Source organism: Paenibacillus sp. FSL R7-0297 (assembly GCF_038009025.1).
In the GTDB taxonomy this organism is placed as follows: Bacteria; Bacillota; Bacilli; order Paenibacillales; family Paenibacillaceae; genus Paenibacillus_AQ.
Genome location: NZ_JBBPAQ010000001.1, coordinates 5,445,043 through 5,465,459, shown reverse-complemented (window position 1 = coordinate 5,465,459; position 20,417 = coordinate 5,445,043). Strand labels below are relative to the sequence as shown.

Below are 20,417 nucleotides of genomic sequence, written 5' to 3'. Positions count from 1 at the left end.
GGCTTTACAATGAGATGGAGAAAAATTGCTCTATGCGTGGTTGTGTTTTCCATGATGGGAAGCTCATATTTGTTCGCTGACGCTGTAAACCAGAAAATCAAAGTGTGGAGCAATGGAAAGGAAATAGCCGATGGCGGCTATTTGATTGACGGCAAGGCCTATATCCCTGCGAGAGAAGCGGGAGGTGTCGTCAGCTGGGACGGTTCAGGTAAAGTGACGATTCTCAAGCCTAATGTGCATATTGTGCTGTTCAAGGGCGATACGGTATTCGGCAATGTAAACACAGGCAAACTGAAGATGAAGATCCTTACCCAGGTTGACAGCCTGAAGGACAGCGTCTCAGCTGTGAAGGTGGCAATCACCGATCCGTCAGGGAATGTGAAGGATATTCTGGAGGATGCCGGCGGCTCGAAGAATGAGGACTTCTGGTTCTCCACCCCGGAATTCACCTATGATTTCAAAGAATCCGGTAAATACAGTGTAGGGTTCTTCATCAAGTCATCCAAGAGCGGAGATTACGTTCTTGTGTCAGAAAAGGTGGTTACGGCTTCGGCCAAGAATTAACCGCGGTCTGCAAATTGACCTGAACTTATCTTACGTGTTACGATACCAAATGTAGGATAATTCAATTTAAAGTGAGGTATTTCAATGAGCGATCACAAACATGAGCATGGCCATGAACATGGTGAAGCATGCGGTTGCGGACATGATCACGACCATGAGCACGAGGAGTTTGTGCTGACCTTGACGAACGAGCAGGGCGAAGATGTAGAGATGGTGCTGGTAGAAACGTTTGACGTAGGCGAGAAGTTATACGCACTGCTGCTCGAGCGCGAAAACCCTGAAGCAGACGGCATCATTCTGCGTATGGAAGAAGAAGACGAAGAAATGGTACTCTACAACATTGAAGATGAAGCTGAATGGAAAGCTGTTGAAGAAGCTTACAACGAGCTGCTGGCCCAGCAAGAATAGATTTCAGTGAATCAAGTACTTAGGCTTGCTGTCTTGGACAAGACAGCACCGCCTAATACAAAACCCCGATACTGTAATAGTATCGGGGTTTTGTATTGCTGCAGGGCCTGAGCCGATTAAGAAATAGGCTCAGCCTCAACAATTACTTTGATGTTGGTGATGCTGCGGTCCTCAGGGCCTTTGACCGGCAGGCCGATTTCCACATGGTCGATGATATAGTCAATGTTATCTTGGGTAATAACTTCACCAGGGAGAAGAATCGGGATGCCCGGCGGATAAACATAGATAAATTCTGCAATAATGTAGCCTGCAGACTCCCGGAAGGGAACCAGCTGTGTATCGGCGTAGAAGGCATCTCGGGGAATCAGGGCCAGCTGAGGGATATTCGGCACCTGTACCTTCATCTCATAGATCTCACCTTTGCTGTAATGAATCGCTGAGAGCACGCGCAGCGCGGCTAATAACTTATCTACCGATTCCTGGGTATCTCCAGGGGTAATCAGGCAAAGAATATTATACATGTCGCTGAGTTCTACTTCGATGTTATACTTCTGGCGCAGCCAGTTCTCGGTTTCGTATCCGGTAATGCCCAGATGGCGGACGTGAATGTTAAGCTTGGTCGGATCGAGATTGAAGGTAGCCTCTGTACCGAGAATTTCTTTGCCGAAGCTGTACAAGCCTTCAATGCTGTTAATGGCATCCCGGGCGTAGTTGGATAAGGCAATGGTTCTGGATGCCATCTCATGGCCGTTTAGCGCCAGATTACGTCTGGAGGTATCCAGAGAAGCAAGCAGAATATATGAAGTTGAAGTTGTGGTCAGCATGCTGAGAATGGTTTGTACCCGCTGAGGGTTAACAAGACCTGTCTTGGCATTGAGATTGAGTACCGAGCTCTGCGTCATGGAGCCACCCAGTTTATGCACGCTGGTTGCTGCCATATCCGCACCGGCCTGCATGGCCGATACCGGTAATTCCTCATGAAAATGAATCAATACTCCATGTGCCTCGTCCACAAGTACGGGAACCCCGTAACTGTGGGCCAGGTCGACAATCGAACGCAGGTCGGCGCACACGCCAAAATACGTCGGATTGATAACGAGGACACCTTTGGCATCCGGATGGCGCCTCAAAGCCCGTTCGAGCGAGCTTGTGGTTATGCCGTGGTCTATCCCAAGATTCTCATCCTGTACAGGAGAGACGAAAATAGGCTTGGCTCCGGAGAAAATAATGGCCGACATCACTGATTTGTGAATATTGCGCGGCACAATAATTTTATCTCCTTCTGAGCAGACAGAGAGGATCATAGTCATGATGGCATTGCTCGTGCCTTGTACACTGAAATACGTGTAATCGGCGCCGAAGGCCTCTGCAGCCAGCTTCTGAGCTTCAAGAATAACCCCGGTGGGCTGATGAAGATCATCAAGCGGTGCAATATTGATCAAATCTATGGATAGAGCGTTATCGCCGATAAACTCACGGAATTCGGCATCGGTCCCTAGCCCCTTCTTATGTCCCGGAATATGAAATTGAACTGGGTTTCCGGCGGCATGCTTTTTGAGAGCTGTGAAGAGGGGAGTTACATGTTGATCCATTTAATGCTGTCACAACCTTTCGCGAAGAGTCGATTTTTCAAAATATAAGGAAGTACTAGTTTATGCTATACTTGATCCTTATATTTCTCGTTGAAACGGATACCGCCCCTTAGAGGACTGACTAGCCATTTCTGCTTGAGCAAGCATCAGTATAACAAATCAATCACCATAATACTAGGATGTGATGAAATGTCTGGCAAAGTAGCGCAGCGTATGCATATCAATTTGGCCTCACCGTTCATTGTGGAGATGTGGGTTATTATTTTTCTGGTCGAATTCGTCAAAGGATCGCTGCTGGTAGCCTTGCTGCCAGTCTACATGGAGAATATTCTGGGCCTGTCGGTGACGGTGGTCGGCTTCGCCTTTGCCCTGCAGTATCTAGGGGATAATCTGTTCCGCAGCCCGTTCGGCTGGGTGATGGAGCGGATAGGCTACCGCTGGACGATGACAGGTGCGCTGCTGCTGATTCTGGTGGCTGTCGGAATGATCATCTATGCTAAAGATGCAACCACATTGTCCATTGCCTGTCTAGTCCTGGGCATCGGGACCTCGCCGCTATGGCCGTGTACCATGACCGGTATAACCGAACTTGCTGGTTCTACGGAAAGCGGCAGCAGCGGGGCGGCGATGGGCGCTGTGGAGATGGCGTCGCTGGCCGGTACCGGGATCGGTCCGATCATCGTCAATTTCATGATGGACCATGGCGGTCAGAGCTACCGTACGGTCTTTCTGGTGCTGATGGGCTTCGCCGCTGCTGTAGTGGCTGTAGCGCTGCTGCTGCCTTCTAGAATTGGCGGCCATGCGCCTCATGTCGTCCGTGAGATGAATCCCGAAGGGGCCGCAGTGCCGCACACGCCGCTGCGGCCGCTGCAGAGCCTGAAGCGGACCTGGCATCAGGTCAGAACTTCGCTGAAGGTAAGCCGGCTACTCTTCCCGGCGCTGTTCCTGCAGGCTTTTGCCATCGGACTCATGACCCCGGTGGTCACTTTGTTCGCCCGCTCCGAGCTGCATGTGACGCCTAACCAGTTCAGCCTGCTGCTGATTGCCGGCGGAGGCATCACGGTGCTGGCGCTGATTCCGGCGGGCAAGCTGGTTGATAAGATCGGGACATCGGTCTTCCTCAACATCGGCTTCCTGCTGGCAGCCTGTTCCCTGGCATTCTTCTCGCAGGTCCGCTGGCTGCCGCTCGCATTCGTTGCCGTGGCGCTGGTCGGAATAAGCTATGCGCTTATTCTGCCGGCATGGAATGCCTTCCTGGCCAAGCAGGTGCCCAAGGGAGAGCGGGGGACGGTCTGGGGCCTGTTCCTGACGCTGCAGGGCTCAGGAATGGTCGCAGGTCCCGTGTTGTCCGGCAAGCTGTGGGATTCCGTCAGCCATAGTGCGCCTTTTCTGGCCAGTGCAGGTGTAATGGTCCTGCTCTTCGGCCTGCATCTGCTGATTGTCCACCGGACGAAGCTGAAGCAAGGAAGCGCGCATTAAGTGCTGTTTTTCCTACAACAGCCGGTAATTGCAAAAGCCGCAGACAGACCGGTAAATCCGGCTGCCTGCGGCTTTTATATAGTTTATTTTGCCAATAGATCGGGGAATGACGTCAAAAGTAGGGTCTGGCGTTTGGAAAAGGCGGAAAGCGGGTAAAAATAGTCAATAAACCAAGTTACCGCTACATAAAATGAAGTATAAAATAAGTGTAAGACGAATGCAAAATGATGGTGCGTATGTGGAGGTCCGGCAGTCAGTTCTACTTCTTAAGTTAGGCCATGAAACTGGCTATGCTGTAACCAAGCAGTTAGGGGGGAGTGCCGTGAACAAAAATGACGAAGTGGAGTACTGCAATCTGGAGCTCCGGTTTGACAGACAACATATCCAGGACTTGATTAAGGATCTGATAAAGGAAGGCTATTCCCTTTACTGGAGTGAGAATGAGAATGTTTTTCTTATATCGGTGCGCACCGGACGCAAGCTGGTGAAGCTGCGCTTCCAGCGGATTAAGGATGGCTTCAAGCTGGTGGGAGATTATATGATCCGTGATGCGCGCCTGGCTGAATGGATGGAGAAGCTGATTGGTGATATGCGCGGTCATGCTGTAGTCAAACGTTTCCGCGACCGCCAGATTATTATTGAGAATATTCTATTCGGCGAAGTGATCCGCCTGGTGGAGATTTCCGGATATCAGCAGCGTGTCCTGTACCAGAAAGGTCCGCTGCTATCCGATCAGGAGCTGACGAAGCTGTTCTACTCTATTGAAGGCGAGGAGCGGATCCGTGACCGCCGGCTGGAGGTTGATGAGCAGCTGGACCGGCTGAGTGAAGCCATGCGCAATAAGGATTCTGCAGAGGTGGAGGCTTGCACGGCCAGGCTGAACATTCTAACGAGGGAGCTTGCCGCGCTTGAATGGTGAAATTGAATGAATTATCTTCAGTTCAAGGCATCCCGCTATGGGGTGCCTTGAACTTTGTAATGCAAGTTGCGTGCAGGGGTTCACTTCTGCGCCCAAAACCGTTAAAATAGTCATTGTGAGCAATTTCCCTGATTCTTAGGACTTTGTCAATGAAATTGATCTCTCTTTCGCAGGCAGAACTTTGCTGTCTCTGACAAAGGGTGGTATTCTTATACTGCGAGAAATGGATTTCACAAAAATACAGGGTGCAAAGGGTGGAGAACCAGATGTCAAAACAACAAATCGGCGTCATTGGCTTGGCGGTAATGGGCAAAAATTTGGCTCTTAACATCGAGAGCAAAGGCTTTAGCGTATCCGTGTTTAACCGTTCCCCGGAGAAGACACATGATCTGGTCGCAGAAGCATCAGGCAAGAACCTGGTAGGTACTTTCTCAGTAGAAGAGTTTGTACAATCTTTGGAAGTGCCGCGCAAAATTCTGATCATGGTTCAGGCGGGTAAAGCAACCGATGCTACCATTGAACAGCTGCTGCCATTCTTGGATCAGGGCGATATCATTATCGATGGCGGTAACGCTTATTTCCCTGACACCGTTCGCCGCAGCAAATATCTTGAGGACAAAGGCTTCCGTTTCGTAGGTACTGGCGTATCCGGCGGAGAAGAAGGCGCACTCAAGGGCCCTTCCATTATGCCTGGCGGTCAGGAAAGCGCGTATAAGCTGGTTGAACCTATTCTTACGGCTATTTCTGCCAAAGTGGACGGAGAGCCTTGCTGTACATATATCGGACCGGACGGTGCCGGACACTATGTAAAAATGGTGCATAACGGCATTGAGTACGGCGACATGCAGCTGATCGGCGAAGCGTATCATTTGCTGAAAGATGTGCTGGGCCTGGATGCCAAGGAACTGCATAACACCTTCGCAGAGTGGAACAGCGGCGAGTTGGACAGCTACCTGATCGAGATTACTAAGGATATCTTCGCGCAGTATGACGAAGAAACCGGCAAACCAATGGTTGATGTCATTCTTGACGCTGCCGGACAAAAGGGTACCGGCAAATGGACAAGCCAAAGCTCGCTGGATCTCGGCGTGCCTCTATCCATGATCACCGAATCCGTATTCTCCCGCTTCCTGTCTGCGATGAAGGAAGAACGTGTTGAAGCCAGCAAAGTGCTGAGCGGTCCCGCTGCTGTAGCCTTCGATGGTGACAAGGCTGAATTCATCGAGAACGTGCGTAAAGCATTGTTCGCCAGCAAAATCGTATCGTATGCACAAGGCTTCGCGCAGCTGCGTGTAGCTTCTGATGAATATGGCTGGGATCTGAAATATGGTGAACTGGCCAAGATCTGGCGCGGAGGCTGTATTATCCGCTCCCGGTTCCTGCAGAACATCACGGATGCCTATGCCAATAATGCAGACCTGAAGAACCTGCTGCTTGATCCGTTCTTCAAGGATGTTATGGATAACTACCAATCCGCATGGCGCAAAGTTATTGCTTCGGCCGTAACCCTGGGTATTCCGGTTCCAGGCTTCTCTAGTGCGCTTGCTTACTATGACAGCTACCGTACAGAACGCCTTCCCGCGAACCTGCTGCAGGCACAACGCGATTATTTCGGCGCCCACACCTTCAAACGCGTGGACAAAGAAGGCGTATTCCACCACAACTGGCTGGCTGAGTAACAGCAACCGCCCAGCTTAGGCTATAGAGAGCCCGAAATGCTTTTCGCTTCCTGCGGAGAGCTTTCGGGCTTTTTTACACCTCTGCTGCATTGTGCAAACTTTTCACCCTGTGTTATGATATGACAAATGTCGCGGTTGGAGGTAGTTATGTACCATAGAAATATCATACTCGTCGGAATGATGGCTACGGGGAAGACCACGGTAGGCGCTATGCTGGCTGAGGAGCTTGGATATGAACTGGTTGATCTGGATGCAGTGATTACGGAGAGTGAAGGCCGGAGTATTGCTGATATTTTTGCCGCGGGCGGCGAAGAGGCTTTCCGGAAGATTGAATCAGCCGTACTGAAGCGGATGCTGCAGGGTGAACGCAGAATTATCTCTACAGGCGGAGGCGCAGTGCTTGCACCCGGTAATGCGGAAGTTATGCTCGAGCAGGGACTTGTTGTGGCACTTACAGCCACTGAGGAAGCGATTATCGCCCGTGTCAGCGGGGATGAGAACCGGCCGCTCCTCGCCGGCAATGCTGCAGAACGGGTCCACGCTATTATGGAGCAGCGCAGGGAAGCTTACCGTTTCGCGCACTGCACGGTCGATACAACGGAGCTGAATGTGGCCGAAGTCTCACAATATATTTTAATGCATTACCGCGCTTGAGCTTTTAAGTGTGTTTGCGTTCGTGATATGACTAGGCTTGTTCGGTTTCATTCCATTCAATCATGCCGCCGCTCAGATTCGAGCCCTTAATGCCGAATTGCTGCAAATATTCGCAGACACGCTGGCTGCGGTTGCCGGAACGGCAAATGAAGATGATCTCGGTATCAGCCGGAAGCTCATCAGTCTGCTGCGGGATCTGGCCCATTGGGATATGCTGCGCACCGGGAATCATGCCGAAGGCAACCTCATCGTCTTCGCGGACATCGATCAGAACAAGCTCTTCGCCTGAAGCGAGCCGCTCACGCAGTTCCTGCGGTGTAATCTGTGGGATTTCATTCATGGTTGTACCCTCTTTTCTGTCCTAATAGAATGTATCAATGATAACACAACTGCGGATTACCCTGTCAAACGGGGCCGTACATACAGAAACTATATTACTTTAAGGAGCGCTTAAATTATGGACGTTATTGTTAGGCCAACGCCGACACTGCAAGGGGAATTCGGAGCTCTGTCATCCAAAAATTACACAACACGCTACCTGCTGGTAGCTGCCCTGTCGGAAGGAGTCAGCACGATTTATCATCCCGCGCACAGCGAGGACAGCGATGCCATCCGCAGATGTATCGCCGATCTCGGTGCTGTACTGACCGAAGATGAGGAGAAGATTGTAGTTCAGGGGTTCGGGCGGCACCCGCGTGATGTCAAGGAGCTGAATGTCGGGAATGCCGGCGCCGTGCTGCGTTTCCTGATGGCGGTTGCCGCGCTGAGCCCGGAGGTCACTTTCGTGAATACGTATCCGGATTCGCTCGGCAAACGCCCGCATGATGACCTGATTCAGGCGCTGAGCCAGCTTGGTGTAGAGGTGGAGCATCATAACGGAAGGCTGCCGATCACTATTCGAGGCGGCAAACCGCAGGGTGGACGGATTACCGTATCCGGTGCCGTTAGCTCACAGTATCTCAGTGCGCTGTTATTTCTTACTCCGCTTCTTGAAGATGACAGCGAGATTATCGTCCTGGATGATCTGAAATCCAAGGTGGTCATCGGACAGACGCTTGAGGTCATGGAGCAGGCCGGTATTACCGTACATGCTGCTGAGGATTATATGTCCTTCAAGGTGCCTGGCCGTCAGGCCTATGCGGCCAAGTCCTATACGGTTCAGGGAGATTATCCGGGATCAGCAGCTGTACTTGCTGCCGCAGCGGTGACCAAATCGGATGTGACGATTCACCGTCTGGCCGAGCGTAGCAAGCAGGGGGAACGGGCGATTGTCGATGTGCTGCGGATGATGGAGGTACCGCTCACGCATGAGAATGGTACCGTGCATGTGCAGGGCAACGGTATTCTTAAGGCGGTGGAATTCGATGGTGATGCCGCTACGGATGCTGTGCTGGCCATGGTGGCAGCGGCAGTGTTTGCCGAAGGGACATCACGCTTCTATAACGTGGAGAACTTACGCTACAAGGAATGTGACCGTATAACCGATTACCTGGCCGAGCTGACCCGTGCCGGTGCGAAGGTGGAAGAGCGCCGTGACGAGATCATTGTCCATGGCACGCCTGAAGGTGTCGAAGGCGGCGTAACCATTAACGCGCATTATGATCACCGCGTAATTATGGCGCTAACAGTAGTGGGCCTCAGAGCCCGTCAGCCGCTGCGGATCAAGGATGCCCATCATGTCGCGAAGTCGTACCCGCAATACTTCGATCACCTGCGTTCGCTGGGCGCGAATGTGGAATGGGTAGAATAACAACCATGACAACGGCAGGTCCATTAAGTATTGTTCCGCTCACTGAGGACGATATTTCGCCGGTATCGGAGCTTTATAAGATTGCAATCACGGATGCCTTTGAAAGAGAAGGATTGGGTCACCTGCAGGGTGACATTCAGCAGGAGGTCGAATCCAAGATACGAATGGCTACTGCTTCCTTGAATCCGCCGAATTCAGATACCTGGTTCTGGGTTGCCCGAATAGATGGGGGTGTCGCAGGCACCATTTCTTATGCACCCTGCGGAGAGGACATCAGGGTCTGTACCGGGAATCAGCTGGATGCTGTAGGCGAGCTGGGTAGTCTGTACGTTTTGCCTGAATATCAGGGGCAAGGGGTTGGGTCCGCTTTAATTGCGATGCTTATGGTATTTCTTCGGGAGCAGGGTATCACTCAGTTCTGCCTGGACAGCGGCTACAGACGCGCACAAACCAGGTGGCTGCGGAAATTCGGAGAACCCTATGTGATAGTTAAGGATTATTGGGGTCCTGATTCTGTCCATATGGTCTGGCTGTGTACGGTGAGCTGAAATTTCTACCGCACCAATGCGAACGTGTCTCCCCGGCGCCGGCTTCTTTGCCAGACTGGTAATGAACAAGTTCTGCAGTCGCGTGAGCCGTGTGAATTTGGAACTTGGTAAGCTCCGCTGTATGATGTATTTATAACGAACATCTAACCACAGGAAGGGGAAATACACATGAGCTTTGAGAATCCAAGCAGGGAAGAAATCGGAGATATTCTGGCTGGAGCAGGTAATATTGCCGTAGTCGGCCTATCTGACAAAACGGACCGCACCTCTTATATGGTCGCAGGCGCTATGCAGAGCCGGGGGTACCGGATTATTCCGGTCAATCCGTCGGTAGACGGAGAGGTCCTGGGCGAGAAATGCTATCACACGCTGGCGGAAATTCCTGAGCCGGTGGATATTGTGAATGTATTCCGCCGCAGTGAATACTGCGCAGCTGTAGCGCAGGAAGCCGCAGATATCGGAGCGCGCGTGCTCTGGCTGCAGCAGGGCATCATTAGCCAGGAGGCTGCTGACATCGCCGCTGCACACGATATGATCGCCATCATGGACCGCTGCATCAAGGTGGAAGAAGCGATTACGATGAAGGGCCGGAGCCGGACCTAGATGATCGAATGTAACCGGATGAAAGAGCTCATGTGGAGCCGGATGGAGCCCGGCTTCTGGTTTCCATCATCCGGAATTCTGGAACGGTACTGAGCCTTAAATCCGCTTGTTTGTAACAGAAACTGTCTTCTTGTCGTGCACGGCAGGGGGAGTATAGAAAGAATAGGCATATGGGTTTAGCATACATGATCAGCTCATCTGTGAAGATCAGTTACTCATGCAGATTATAGATTTTATTGATTGCGATTGCTGTACTTGAAACAGACGAAGAACGTCCTTAACTCCATTTCATGGGGGAAGGGCGTTTTTTTATTTTACAGGAGGTCATTCATATGGACTTTGAACAGGCACATTGCACGTTTATGGAGACGCATACTAATGAACGAGCTGGTGAACGGCGGGGGAGGATGCTGCGTGGACACAACTATGCGGAGAAACTGTTTTTACAGAATGTATGGTGGCCGCTGTTTGAGTAGCTGGAGCAGCTGCATCCGGAATACGGAGTATATGACTGGAACCGCAAGTCGCAATTTTTGGATTTTGCTTTTCTGCCTGCAAGCGGCAGCCGTTTCGGAATCGAATGCGATGGTTTTCAGAGTCATGTTAAAGAGATGGACCGTGAAAAATTCAGCTATGCATTTAACAGGGATACCTTCTTAACAGGAATGGGTTGGAAAAGGCTGCATTTCTCATTCGACGATATCCAGCAGCGTCCGGAGGTATGCCGGATGCTGCCGCAGCTGGCGTTGGCTCCTTATTTAGCCCGGAGTACTGCCGGAGGAGAGAAGCTGTTATCAGCAGAAAAAGAAGTGCTGCGCTTGGCGTGGCAGATTGGCAGGCCGCTGCGGCCGAAGGAGGTTACCGACTTTATCCAGATTAACTTTCGAACTGCCCGGAAGATGTTAAACTCTTTGAGCAATAAGGGGTTGCTCCAGCCCGTTCCTGGCGGAAGAGGAACAAGATCTTATGAATTGAAGCCGATGCATCCTGATCAGAGTTGGTAAAGAGAAGCAGTTAAGCTTAAGCGGCAAGCTCGTTAGGTGGGGGAGATGAGAAATGGAAGTGAAGCTGGGGATAGGGCAAATATATTGGTTATCTGTTACGGCCTCCACTACTTCTACAACTGCTACTGCGTTGGATTGATTGTATTTTGTACACTAGAATTCATTAAAAAAACACTTTTTTAAGACTCTGTTGCACTTTGTACAGCAGAATAATGAATTTTGATGGATTATAATCGATTTTTGAGAATTCTATTGTACGAAGTGCAATAGATCGTTAATTTGAGCGGATATAGAGTCAATCTATTGTATAAAGTACAATTGCGGCTTAAGAGCGACCAAGATAATGGTTAGGCCTACTATTCAATTACGATTCAACACATTCCCAATACATCCTTGTAAACTTTGCATATGTTTCCATTGCAGTTCTCACCTCTTTTTTGCAGATGTTCTTCGGAATTATGTCCCCGTCTCCATTACTTGTTCCTGAATTCAGACGATACGATTGCCTAAATTCTCACACGTATTCTTTTGACAAAAACTGCTGCAGCGCTTACCATTCAATATAGAAAGAAAGGAGAGGGTCACCTTGAATTGGCTCGGATCTTTGCAGCAGTTAGGCAGAGCCATTATGCTTCCTACCATGGTGCTTCCGGCGGCGGCCATCTTGCTGAGTCTGGGCAGCTTACCGTGGTCTGCATGGGGACTTTCTTCGGTATCCGAAGTGACGACATACGCGGGGCAAGGAATATTCTATTTCATGCCTTATTTGTTTGCTGTCGGTGTAGCGTGGGGATTGTCCAATCAGGCCGGACCGGCCGGACTGGCGGCGCTCGCAGGGATGTTCACTTATGACCGGATTGTTTCCAACATGGGAGACGGGGCTGTACAGCCTGCAACATTAATTGGTATTATCCTTGGGATTGTAGCCGGCGTAGCGCATAACCGGTTTAAGAATATTAAGCTGCCGGAGGCGATCCAGTTTTTTGGAGGGTCGCGTTTTGTACTGCTTTTTATGGGTTTGTTCTCCGCGCTGTTCGCCTGGGTGATGCTTGGCGTATCCCCGCTGCTCCAGCAGCTGCTGAATGATCTCTTCAGGGTAGTGCAGGTTACCGGCGGATATGGAGTTTTTGTCTACGGGGTATTGTATAGAGTGCTGACGGCCTTTGGCCTGCATCATATTCTCAATAATGTATTCTGGTTTCAGCTGGGCTCCTTCACGACGCCTGACGGAAGTGCGGTCGTGCAAGGGGATTTGCCGCGTTTTTTTGCCGGGGACCCTACAGCGGGGATCTTCATGGCCGGGCTATTCCCGATCATGATGTTTGCCTTGCCGGCGATTGCCTTTGCTATTATTCAGGAAGCGCGCGAGGACCTCAAGCCAAAGATCAAGAAGACTTTTTTGCGTGCCGCTTTGGTCTGCTTTCTGACCGGGGTATCGGAGCAGATTGAATTCGCGTTTCTGTTCGCTTCCCCGTATTTATTCGCGCTGCATGTAGTCATGTCCGGCCTTGCCATGGTACTGACCTACTCACTCGGTATTCATCACGGGTTCTCCTATTCGGCCGGTGCGATCGATTTCTTCCTCAATCTGCATCTGTCCCAGCGGGCTTGGCTGCTGATTCCGATCGGGATTGGTTACGCGATTGTTTATTATAATCTGTTCCGCTGGGCGATCCGCCGCTTCCAGATTCCTACACCGGGCCGCGAAGAAGGGTCCGAGCTGGGAGACTGGGCGGGGAATATACCGTATCAGGCTCCGCTGATTCTGGAGGCGCTGGGCGGCAAGGAGAATATCGTACAGGTACAGGCCTGCATCACCCGGCTAAGACTCACAGTGCATAACGACCGTTTTATAGATACAGGAGCACTTAAGGGGCTTGGCTCCGCAGGCATTATCAAGCTGGGCGGCGGCAATGTGCAGGTCGTCTTCGGTACATACTCGGAGCTGATCCGGGAAGAGATCGATAAGCTGATGCTGCGCGATTTGCCGCAGGTGCTGTTCAGCTCGCCCATCCAGGGCCGGATGATGCCGATCGAAGAGGTGCCGGATCATATTTTCGCCGCCAAGCTGGTTGGGGACGGAGTAGCCTTTTTCCCGGAAAAAGGAGAGCTGGTCTCGCCCGTATTCGGCAAGGTGATGCATGTATATCCTACAATGCACGCAGTGGGCATTTCTACACCCGAAGGGCTGGAGGTGCTTATGCATATAGGGATTGATACTTCGCAGCTTAAAGGGCCATTCGAGGCGCTTGTACAGGAGGGGGACAGCGTGGAGCCGGGGCAGCTGCTGGTCAGGTTTGATCTGGCTTTCTTGAAGGAGCATGCCGCTTCACTCGCTACACCTATGGTCATTACCAACCCGGACCGCGTAAAATCCTGGAGCTATGCTCCATTTAAAAATGTTAAAAAGGGGCAGTCGTCAGTCATGTCTGTGGTTCTACACGAAAGTAATGTTGGAGGGATCGAAGCATGATACAAGGCATAGGCGCCGCAGCAGGTGTTGCCATCGGGAAGGCCTTTGTCTTGCCGAACTGGGAATGGAGTCTGCCGGACACTCAGGTGAATCCGGTGGATCTGGCTAAGGAGTTTGAACGTTTATACGAAGGGATCCGCACCTCTAAGGATGAGATCGAATTTATCAAAAGAGAATTCCGTGAGGTCGTCGGACCGGAGGAGTCGAGTATTTTTGATGCCCATCTGGCGATCCTGGACGACCCTGTGTTCATGAGCGAAATCCGCGGTATTATCGAACGCCAGTATAAAGCGGCTGAGGTGGCGGTTAAGGAAGCCATTGACCATTTTGTAGCGATGTTCGATCTGCTGGACGATGAGTATATGAAGGAGCGAGCGGTGGATATCAAGGATGTCGGCAACCGTCTGCTGAAGCATCTGCTGGGTGCGCCGGAAGTTACCCTTCCGTCTGATACACAGCCTTATATTCTTGTGGCGAAGGAGCTCTCTCCGTCCCAGCTGGCGCATTTGAACCCGGCCTATGTGCTGGGGATCGTCACGATGATGGGAGGCAAGACTTCGCATTCCTCCATCATGGCCCGGGCGCTCGGCATTCCGCTGGTCGCCGGCCTGGAGAACAAAATCCTTACCCCGATTCAGACCGGGGACATGCTGGTGCTCGACGGGGAGACCGGAGCTGTGATGCTCCATCCGGATGAGTCCACCATGCGGGATTTCACCTCCAGACGTGCCAAGCAGCTCAAGAAGCGGGAACAGCTGGAGCTGCTCGCTACCGTTGAAGCTTTCACCAAGGACGGCGTATACCTGCGTCTGGCCGGCAATATCAGCTCTGTGAAAGAGCTTAATATGGCGCTGAAATATGGAGCCGAAGGTGTGGGGCTGTTCCGTACGGAGTTTCTGTATATGGACCGTAATACGTTCCCGACGGAAGATGAACAGTTTGAAGTCTATAAGCTTGTAGCTGAAAAAGTCGGCAAGGAGTCTGTCGTCATCCGCACCCTTGATATCGGAGGAGACAAGCATCTGGATTACTTCCAGCTGCCGGAGGAGCAGAATCCGTTCCTCGGCTACCGCGCCATCCGCATCAGTCTGGACCGCAAGGACATGTTCAAGACGCAGATGACAGCCATTCTGCGGGCCAGCCATTACGGTAATGTCCGGATGATGTTCCCAATGATCTCCTCCGTTGAAGAGGTTCAGGCTGCCAAAGCGGTGCTGGAGGAAGTGAAAAGCGAGCTGGACAGCCGTGGGATTCCATATGACCGCAAGCTGCCTGTAGGCATTATGATTGAGGTTCCAGCCGCCGTCATGATTGCCGATCTGCTGGCGGAGGAAGTGGATTTCTTCAGTATCGGCACCAATGATCTGGTGCAGTACGTACTCGCTGTGGACCGGATGAATGAGCAGATTGCCCATATGTATCATCCCTACCATCCGGCAGTGCTGCGCATGATCAAAATGACAGTAGATGCGGCCCGCAGCGTGGGTATCGATGTCAGTGTGTGCGGTGAGATGGCCGCAGATGAACGGTCATTACCGCTCTGGCTGGAGCTCGGAATTAGTGTGCTGAGCATGTCGCCGCAGGCGCTGCTTAAGGTGAAGCACCGTACCCTGAACACGCTGGCTTCCGAAGCCAGAGAAGTTGCCAAGCTCTGCTTCCGTAACCGGACCAGCTCGGAGACGGAGGCACAGCTGAGTGCCTTTGCCGGGCGCAGCGGAATTACACTGGGTGCAGGCGGGGATTCCAAAGAAAAAACGTCATAACCATTAACGGGCACACATAATGAGCTTATCTAATATAAAGTCCGGCGTGGTGGTCAACCCATACACGCCGGGCTTTTTGCTGTGAATAACAGCTGTCACTAGCTCCTTAAACAGAAGATGTCTTACCTATTTTTCTTATTTGTCCCAAAAAAGTAAAACCGTTTGCTGCGCAGCACAGTCAGTATATACAGAAATCAAAAAAAGCAGAGGGAGGATGCAGGATGGAGAATGTTTGGGAAGGCGAGCGGATGCGCGTCTTAAATGAGCAGGAACAGCTGTTCATCAGCCGGGTGCTAGAGCAGAAGAAAATACTCTACAGCATAGCCTATAGCTACTTACGGAGTGAGGCGGAGGCGCTTGAAGTAGTGCAGGAAACTACATACAGAGCCTGGGTCAAGCGTGGGAGTCTGAAGGATACGGACCGGTTTGCACCCTGGCTGACAAGAATTCTGATCAATTGCTGCAAGGATGAATTGAAGCGCAGGAAACGTCTGGCGTCTCCTGGTCCGGTTCCGGTTAGCGGCGGACTACAGGAGATGACCAGTGACCGCAAGCTGGATATGGAGCAGGCGCTGAATGGGGTCAAGCCGAAATACCGCCAGGTGCTCGTACTGAAGTATTACCGGGATATGACGCTGAGTGAAATTGCTGAGGTGCTGGGGAAGCCTGAAGGAACGGTCAAGACTTGGCTGAACAAGGGATTGAAACAGCTGCGCGACAAAATGAGACTTAGAGGAGGACTGCAGGATGGCCACGAGTGAAGAAACACTGCTGAAGGAGTATTATCACAGTCTGTCAGTTGAAGCGGATGAAATTGCTGAGCTGAAGCTGAATGCAGCCGTTCGTATGGGGATGGCCCGGTCGCGAAAAGTCACTCTGTCCTTAAGGGCGCGTTATGTACTAGGTTCGGTGGCTGTGCTGGCGATTCTGCTGCTGTTCTCATTGACCTGGGCAAGTGAAGCCTTAAAGCCCCAGACTGCATCTCAGGCTCCGCAGGTAACAGCGCAGAATTTGGAATGGTTTTGGGATTACAGCAATTTTGCCGGAAGTGATTCTACAGTTATTTCAGCATTTGAGGCGGGATCACTTAAGCAGCTAAGCGGAGCAACAGCTGAAAAGGACGGTTATATCCTAACAGTGGATTCTATCGCAGTAGATCGTATGGGGATTCTCGTGCTCTATTCGCTGGAGAACAAAAACAAGGAAGCACTGGATTACTCGTTTTCGGTGACCAATGACGGGGATATGGTATTAGGACAGGGACAATGGGTTAGCGGTAACCAGAACGACCTATCAGGGGTGAAGCATGGTTATCAAATCATACAATGGAACCGCAATTATACGAAGCTGCCCGTGCAGATAATGATGAAAGCTTCTGTGATCGTTCCGGCTCCGTCTGGGGAGAAAGCTGAGGGCCTACAGAGTTATGAGCCTACAACAGAAATCTCTGTGCCTATTACACTTGATCAGAGTGCCATTGCCAAATCGGGAGAAACTCTTACACTTAATAAAACGGTAAACGTGGCGGGTCAGGACATCGGGATCCGGAATGTATACGTGGCTGCAACGGGCATCTATGTGGAAACTGCATACAGTCCGCAGAATTCCATGGAAATATTCAGTCTGAATAGCCCGCATATTCTGCTTGGAGGTGGTAATGATTTTACTGCATTGTACTCCAAGGCATCGATTAATGTTGAGGGCAAACAGTATCTCGTATTCCCTGGCAGTGAATTGTCACCCGGCACCATGAAGCTGCAAATTAACGGTATCATCGGTCTTGAGAAATCTGCCCAGGAGCTGATAGTAGATACCGATAAGAAGCAAATTATTAAAGGACCTGACGGCCGCCTGCGAATCACCGCTGCGTCTAATCCTCATAGCTTGATTATGGAATACCAAAGACCTAGCAATAAAAGCGCTGGCTATATCGCAAATGTAATTCTGGATCGGACATTTAAGGACGGAGTAGGCAAATTGCATACGGCTACGTATAATTCCGCAGTGCCTGCTATTGATCCTGCTCATGCTGATGAGAAGGTTCCTCCGATTCAGTTTGGATACAAGCTGGGAACGGCTGAGCTGCCGCAGCCTTTGACTTTCAAGATCATCAGTTACCCGAATCTGATTAAAGGTTCTGCAGAGCTTACTCTTCGCAAATAATACAATGCAATTCAAAAGAGCCCTGCTCGCCGCTACAGCGGAGAACAGGGCTCTTCATGTATTAACATCACTCATCTTCAGTATGGAGCAGGTTATTCCCCCGCCAGCGCATCGCAGAAAGCCTTGCCGTAAGGCGGCAGATCCGGGGGACGGCGGGCGGAAATGATATGTCCGTCGGTCACCACAGGCTCGTCCTTCCAGATGGCTCCGGCATTCTCCATATCATCACGGATGCCTGGAGTGGAGGTGACCGTCACACCCTCCAGTATTTTGGCAGAGATCAATACCCAGCCGGCATGGCAGATCTGCCCGATAGGCTTCTTGGCATCATTGAAATCCTGCACCAGCTTCAGTACTGCGCTGTAGCGGCGGATTTTGTCGGGAGCCCAGCCTCCGGGTACCAGGATGCCGTCATAATCGGCTGCGTTAAGTTCATCCCATGAATATTCAGCGGTGGCGGGTACACCGTATTTGCCCACATAGGTCTTGTTTTTTTCCAGTCCGGCCAAATGAACCTCGGCGCCTTCTTCCCGCACGCGGTACACAGGGTACCAGAGCTCCAAATCTTCGAACTCATCATCTACAAGCGCTATAACCTTTTTGCCAGCCAGTCTCATTACATGCAGCTCCTTCCGGTTAATAACATCTCGGTTCTAAGCCATTCTATCAAAAGAAAAAGTTGAAGTCACTTTTCATTTGGTAAAACCTAAGCGTATTGCCAATTAAATCATTATATGCAAAACGGCAGGGATTCGCAGGAGTAAGGTCGAATATAGCATCTGAACAGGTAAACTTACGCGTTTTTTATAAGATAATGGATAGACTTCATGCAATAATTGTTCCAGGACGGTGTAGCTGTTTTTGCTTGGTTTATTAAAAGATCATTCTGAGGTGTGGGAGATGTATAAAGATAACTTAATGAAGAAGTCATGCGGCTGCGGCGGGATCATGACCATACATATGCATACGCTGATTTATAGTGCAAAGATCAAAATTACTCATGTACCGGTATATACCTGCAGGCAGTGTGCCCGCTATGAACCTTTGCCCGTGATCAAACGGGATCTGGGGAAGCTCATCGGGGAGCTTGCTGCAACTTCGCCTGGCCGGAAGCAGCTCTCGTTTGCAGAGCGCAATGAGTGGGCCAGTGTGCTGAAGGAAACGTTTGCTTCCGGTTTATTTGCCGGCGGCTTGCCTGAACTGGAGGAGTCAATCCGGAGTGCGATTCAGGGGCGGATAGATCTGCTGCTGGACGTTTACCGCGTAGCTGTAGATATGTGCGACAGGTCATGGATGGGTGAAACTGAACTTAGACTGTCCCAATTAACGGCTCAATCGGCAGAAAGTGCTAAATAAATGGCGCTTTTGGCGTTTTGAAAAATTTTTCTGCAAAATCAATGAAAATTTTTCAACGAATGTTGGATTTTTCACGCACTTTTTGATACGATAGAAAGAGATTACAGAATTGCTGCTGCTGTCTTGGGGATGGAGCGCAGGATCCGCTTTTATCCGCCCTTGCGTTTCTGAAATTTAAAGCGGTTTACGGCTGGGAGTTATTGGAGTATCAGGAATTGGCGGAAGGCTCTAAAGCCGCGCCAGGACTGGCGTTTCAACCTTTGAAAGAAATTTTGAAAGGAAAATGAAGCGTTATCATTGCACAATTGTACAAAGTGTCGTATCATAATTTTAATTAGTCGAACGATAAAATTTATCGCAATGGAGAGAGTAATTTGACGGTAACCATTTACGATGTAGCTCGAGAAGCAGGCGTATCTATGGCTACGGTATCACGGGTTGTGAATAATAACCCGAACGTGAAACCGCAGACCCGGAAGAAGGTTTTTGAAGCGATTGAGCGTTTGGGCTATCGTCCAAATGCCGTGGCGAGAGGTCTCGCCAGCAAGAAAACGACAACCGTTGGGGTTGTTATCCCTGATATCTCCAACTCGATTTTTGCGGAAATTGCCCGCGGGATTGAAGATATTGCCAATATGTATCACTACAATATCATTTTGTGTAATGCGGACAAGCGCAAGGAGAAGGAAATTCGTGTTATTAACACGCTGCTTGAGAAGCAAGTGGACGGGCTGCTCTTCATGGGCGGAACCGTTACGGAGGAGCATATTCAGGCTTTCCAGACCTCAGCAGTTCCAATTGTGCTCTGCGCCACGCGTGATGAGAAGGGTACATACCCTTCCGTCGATATCGATCATGAGACGGCTGCGTTTGATGCAGTGAACACGCTCATCCGTCACGGCCACCGTGAGATTGCAATGATCAGCGGAACACTGCAGGATCCCGCGAACGGCTATGCCCGGTTCCACGGCTACAAGAAAGCACTGGAAGCGGCAGGCATTGAGTACCAGGAGGATCTGGTCCGCATCGGTAACTATCGTTACGAATCCGGTGTCGAAGCCATGAAGTACTTCCTCGGTCTCAAGAAGAAACCGACTGCTATTTTTGCAGCAACCGATGAGATGGCCATTGGAGCAATTCACAGTATTCAAGATGAAGGTTTGAAGGTTCCAGACGATTTCTCGATCATCAGTGTCGACAATATCCGGATGGCATCTATGGTTCGTCCTTTGCTCACTACTGTGGCACAGCCAATGTACGATCTGGGAGCGGTCGCGATGAGACTGCTGACGAAACTGATGAAGAAGGAAACGGTGGAGAACCCGCGGGTTATTCTGCCGCATGAAACCATACTTCGCCTGTCCGTCAACCATGTGAACAAATAAGATTTGTCCGTTTAACAAGTGAATATAAGGTACGTAGAAAGCTCCTTCGGGAGCTTTTTATGTTTCAGGGTAGTAAT

At 50.7% G+C, this 20,417-nt stretch carries 19 protein-coding genes; 16 read left to right on the top strand and 3 right to left on the bottom strand.

Annotated features, from left to right (window positions below; genetic code table 11):
- The first annotated feature begins 9 nt into the window (after nucleotides 1-9).
- Together MKZ24_RS23985 and MKZ24_RS23980 are read left to right on the top strand one after the other, a co-directional pair.
- Nucleotides 10-564, top strand: a complete 555-nt coding sequence (locus tag MKZ24_RS23985) for a hypothetical protein (protein ID WP_039297906.1) — start codon at nucleotides 10-12, stop codon at nucleotides 562-564.
- An 84-nt stretch (nucleotides 565-648) separates the two neighbouring features.
- The gene (locus MKZ24_RS23980; protein ID WP_019911532.1) at nucleotides 649-972 is read left to right on the top strand and encodes a DUF1292 domain-containing protein; all 324 of its coding nucleotides are present in this window, start codon (nucleotides 649-651) and stop codon (nucleotides 970-972) included.
- Nucleotides 973-1,088: 116 nt separating this feature from the next.
- Here MKZ24_RS23980 and MKZ24_RS23975 read toward each other — a convergent pair whose 3' ends face one another.
- Nucleotides 1,089-2,564 carry an aminotransferase class I/II-fold pyridoxal phosphate-dependent enzyme gene (locus MKZ24_RS23975; protein WP_039297911.1) on the bottom strand — a complete coding sequence of 492 codons (1,476 nt, stop codon included), beginning with the start codon at nucleotides 2,562-2,564 and terminating at the stop codon, nucleotides 1,089-1,091.
- A 189-nt stretch (nucleotides 2,565-2,753) separates the two neighbouring features.
- On the opposite strand from MKZ24_RS23975, the gene MKZ24_RS23970 reads away from it, so the two are divergent.
- The 4 genes from MKZ24_RS23970 (at nucleotide 2,754) to MKZ24_RS23955 (ending at nucleotide 7,295) form a co-directional block, all read left to right on the top strand.
- Nucleotides 2,754-4,043, top strand: a complete 1,290-nt coding sequence (locus MKZ24_RS23970; protein ID WP_042235665.1) for an MFS transporter — start codon at nucleotides 2,754-2,756, stop codon at nucleotides 4,041-4,043.
- 322 nt (nucleotides 4,044-4,365) lie between these two features.
- Entirely contained in the window at nucleotides 4,366-4,962 is a 597-nt protein-coding gene (locus MKZ24_RS23965; protein WP_039297913.1) for a hypothetical protein, read from the top strand.
- Between the two features lie 266 nt (nucleotides 4,963-5,228).
- Entirely contained in the window at nucleotides 5,229-6,641 is a 1,413-nt protein-coding gene (gndA, locus tag MKZ24_RS23960) for an NADP-dependent phosphogluconate dehydrogenase (protein WP_340787474.1), read from the top strand.
- Nucleotides 6,642-6,788: 147 nt separating this feature from the next.
- On the top strand, nucleotides 6,789-7,295 hold the full coding sequence (locus MKZ24_RS23955) for a shikimate kinase (protein ID WP_042235669.1): 507 nt from the start codon (nucleotides 6,789-6,791) through the stop codon (nucleotides 7,293-7,295).
- Between the two features lie 31 nt (nucleotides 7,296-7,326).
- Here the strand turns inward: MKZ24_RS23955 and MKZ24_RS23950 are convergent, their stop codons facing one another.
- A complete protein-coding gene (locus tag MKZ24_RS23950) occupies nucleotides 7,327-7,635 on the bottom strand; it encodes a rhodanese-like domain-containing protein (protein WP_042235672.1) in 309 nt (102 codons plus the stop codon).
- A gap of 117 nt (nucleotides 7,636-7,752) precedes the next feature.
- Here MKZ24_RS23950 and aroA point away from each other — a divergent pair, with 117 nt between their 5' ends.
- The 8 genes from aroA to MKZ24_RS23910 all read left to right on the top strand — a co-directional run bounded on the left by aroA (nucleotide 7,753) and on the right by MKZ24_RS23910 (nucleotide 17,599).
- Complete coding sequence (gene aroA / locus MKZ24_RS23945) at nucleotides 7,753-9,045, top strand: 3-phosphoshikimate 1-carboxyvinyltransferase (RefSeq protein ID WP_042235675.1); 1,293 nt, start codon at nucleotides 7,753-7,755, stop codon at nucleotides 9,043-9,045.
- Nucleotides 9,033-9,593, top strand: coding sequence for a GNAT family N-acetyltransferase (locus tag MKZ24_RS23940; RefSeq protein WP_231637854.1), 561 nt, complete (start codon nucleotides 9,033-9,035; stop codon nucleotides 9,591-9,593). The genes aroA and MKZ24_RS23940 overlap by 13 nt, the downstream gene beginning before the upstream one ends.
- Nucleotides 9,594-9,761: 168 nt before the next feature.
- Nucleotides 9,762-10,196: a CoA-binding protein gene (locus MKZ24_RS23935; RefSeq protein WP_042235678.1), complete on the top strand. Its 435-nt coding sequence runs from the start codon at nucleotides 9,762-9,764 to the stop codon at nucleotides 10,194-10,196.
- Nucleotides 10,197-10,729: 533 nt separating this feature from the next.
- Nucleotides 10,730-11,200, top strand: coding sequence for a hypothetical protein (locus MKZ24_RS23930; protein WP_340787467.1), 471 nt, complete (start codon nucleotides 10,730-10,732; stop codon nucleotides 11,198-11,200).
- A gap of 586 nt (nucleotides 11,201-11,786) precedes the next feature.
- Nucleotides 11,787-13,673 carry a glucose PTS transporter subunit IIA gene (locus MKZ24_RS23925; protein WP_042235684.1) on the top strand — a complete coding sequence of 629 codons (1,887 nt, stop codon included), beginning with the start codon at nucleotides 11,787-11,789 and terminating at the stop codon, nucleotides 13,671-13,673.
- Nucleotides 13,670-15,436, top strand: coding sequence for a phosphoenolpyruvate--protein phosphotransferase (ptsP, locus tag MKZ24_RS23920; protein WP_340787463.1), 1,767 nt, complete (start codon nucleotides 13,670-13,672; stop codon nucleotides 15,434-15,436). The genes MKZ24_RS23925 and ptsP overlap by 4 nt, the downstream gene beginning before the upstream one ends.
- 221 nt (nucleotides 15,437-15,657) lie before the next feature.
- Entirely contained in the window at nucleotides 15,658-16,197 is a 540-nt protein-coding gene (locus tag MKZ24_RS23915) for a sigma-70 family RNA polymerase sigma factor (RefSeq protein ID WP_340787460.1), read from the top strand.
- The gene (locus MKZ24_RS23910; RefSeq protein WP_340787457.1) at nucleotides 16,184-17,599 is read left to right on the top strand and encodes a hypothetical protein; all 1,416 of its coding nucleotides are present in this window, start codon (nucleotides 16,184-16,186) and stop codon (nucleotides 17,597-17,599) included. The genes MKZ24_RS23915 and MKZ24_RS23910 overlap by 14 nt, the downstream gene beginning before the upstream one ends.
- A 92-nt stretch (nucleotides 17,600-17,691) precedes the next feature.
- Here the strand turns inward: MKZ24_RS23910 and MKZ24_RS23905 are convergent, their stop codons facing one another.
- The gene (locus tag MKZ24_RS23905; RefSeq protein ID WP_042136527.1) at nucleotides 17,692-18,216 is read right to left on the bottom strand and encodes a type 1 glutamine amidotransferase domain-containing protein; all 525 of its coding nucleotides are present in this window, start codon (nucleotides 18,214-18,216) and stop codon (nucleotides 17,692-17,694) included.
- Nucleotides 18,217-18,499: 283 nt separating this feature from the next.
- On the opposite strand from MKZ24_RS23905, the gene MKZ24_RS23900 reads away from it, so the two are divergent.
- Both MKZ24_RS23900 and ccpA read left to right on the top strand, forming a co-directional pair.
- Nucleotides 18,500-18,955, top strand: coding sequence for a hypothetical protein (locus MKZ24_RS23900; protein WP_340787449.1), 456 nt, complete (start codon nucleotides 18,500-18,502; stop codon nucleotides 18,953-18,955).
- A gap of 374 nt (nucleotides 18,956-19,329) precedes the next feature.
- Nucleotides 19,330-20,340, top strand: coding sequence for a catabolite control protein A (ccpA, locus tag MKZ24_RS23895; protein ID WP_036695017.1), 1,011 nt, complete (start codon nucleotides 19,330-19,332; stop codon nucleotides 20,338-20,340).
- The last annotated feature ends 77 nt before the right edge of the window (nucleotides 20,341-20,417 follow it).

Bases quoted from the DNA above. Each gene is read 5' to 3' on its own strand.
- aroA (WP_042235675.1), top strand. From the start codon at position 7,753: ATGGACGTTATTGTTAGGCCAACGCCGACACTGCAAGGGGAATTCGGA.
- MKZ24_RS23910 (WP_340787457.1), top strand. From the start codon at position 16,184: ATGGCCACGAGTGAAGAAACACTGCTGAAGGAGTATTATCACAGTCTG.
- MKZ24_RS23915 (WP_340787460.1), top strand. From the start codon at position 15,658: ATGGAGAATGTTTGGGAAGGCGAGCGGATGCGCGTCTTAAATGAGCAG.
- MKZ24_RS23975 (WP_039297911.1), bottom strand. From the start codon at position 2,564: ATGGATCAACATGTAACTCCCCTCTTCACAGCTCTCAAAAAGCATGCC.
- MKZ24_RS23935 (WP_042235678.1), top strand. From the start codon at position 9,762: ATGAGCTTTGAGAATCCAAGCAGGGAAGAAATCGGAGATATTCTGGCT.
- MKZ24_RS23970 (WP_042235665.1), top strand. From the start codon at position 2,754: ATGTCTGGCAAAGTAGCGCAGCGTATGCATATCAATTTGGCCTCACCG.
- MKZ24_RS23900 (WP_340787449.1), top strand. From the start codon at position 18,500: ATGTATAAAGATAACTTAATGAAGAAGTCATGCGGCTGCGGCGGGATC.
- gndA (WP_340787474.1), top strand. From the start codon at position 5,229: ATGTCAAAACAACAAATCGGCGTCATTGGCTTGGCGGTAATGGGCAAA.
- MKZ24_RS23905 (WP_042136527.1), bottom strand. From the start codon at position 18,216: ATGAGACTGGCTGGCAAAAAGGTTATAGCGCTTGTAGATGATGAGTTC.
- MKZ24_RS23980 (WP_019911532.1), top strand. From the start codon at position 649: ATGAGCGATCACAAACATGAGCATGGCCATGAACATGGTGAAGCATGC.
- MKZ24_RS23955 (WP_042235669.1), top strand. From the start codon at position 6,789: ATGTACCATAGAAATATCATACTCGTCGGAATGATGGCTACGGGGAAG.
- MKZ24_RS23950 (WP_042235672.1), bottom strand. From the start codon at position 7,635: ATGAATGAAATCCCACAGATTACACCGCAGGAACTGCGTGAGCGGCTC.
- MKZ24_RS23985 (WP_039297906.1), top strand. From the start codon at position 10: ATGAGATGGAGAAAAATTGCTCTATGCGTGGTTGTGTTTTCCATGATG.
- MKZ24_RS23940 (WP_231637854.1), top strand. From the start codon at position 9,033: ATGGGTAGAATAACAACCATGACAACGGCAGGTCCATTAAGTATTGTT.
- ptsP (WP_340787463.1), top strand. From the start codon at position 13,670: ATGATACAAGGCATAGGCGCCGCAGCAGGTGTTGCCATCGGGAAGGCC.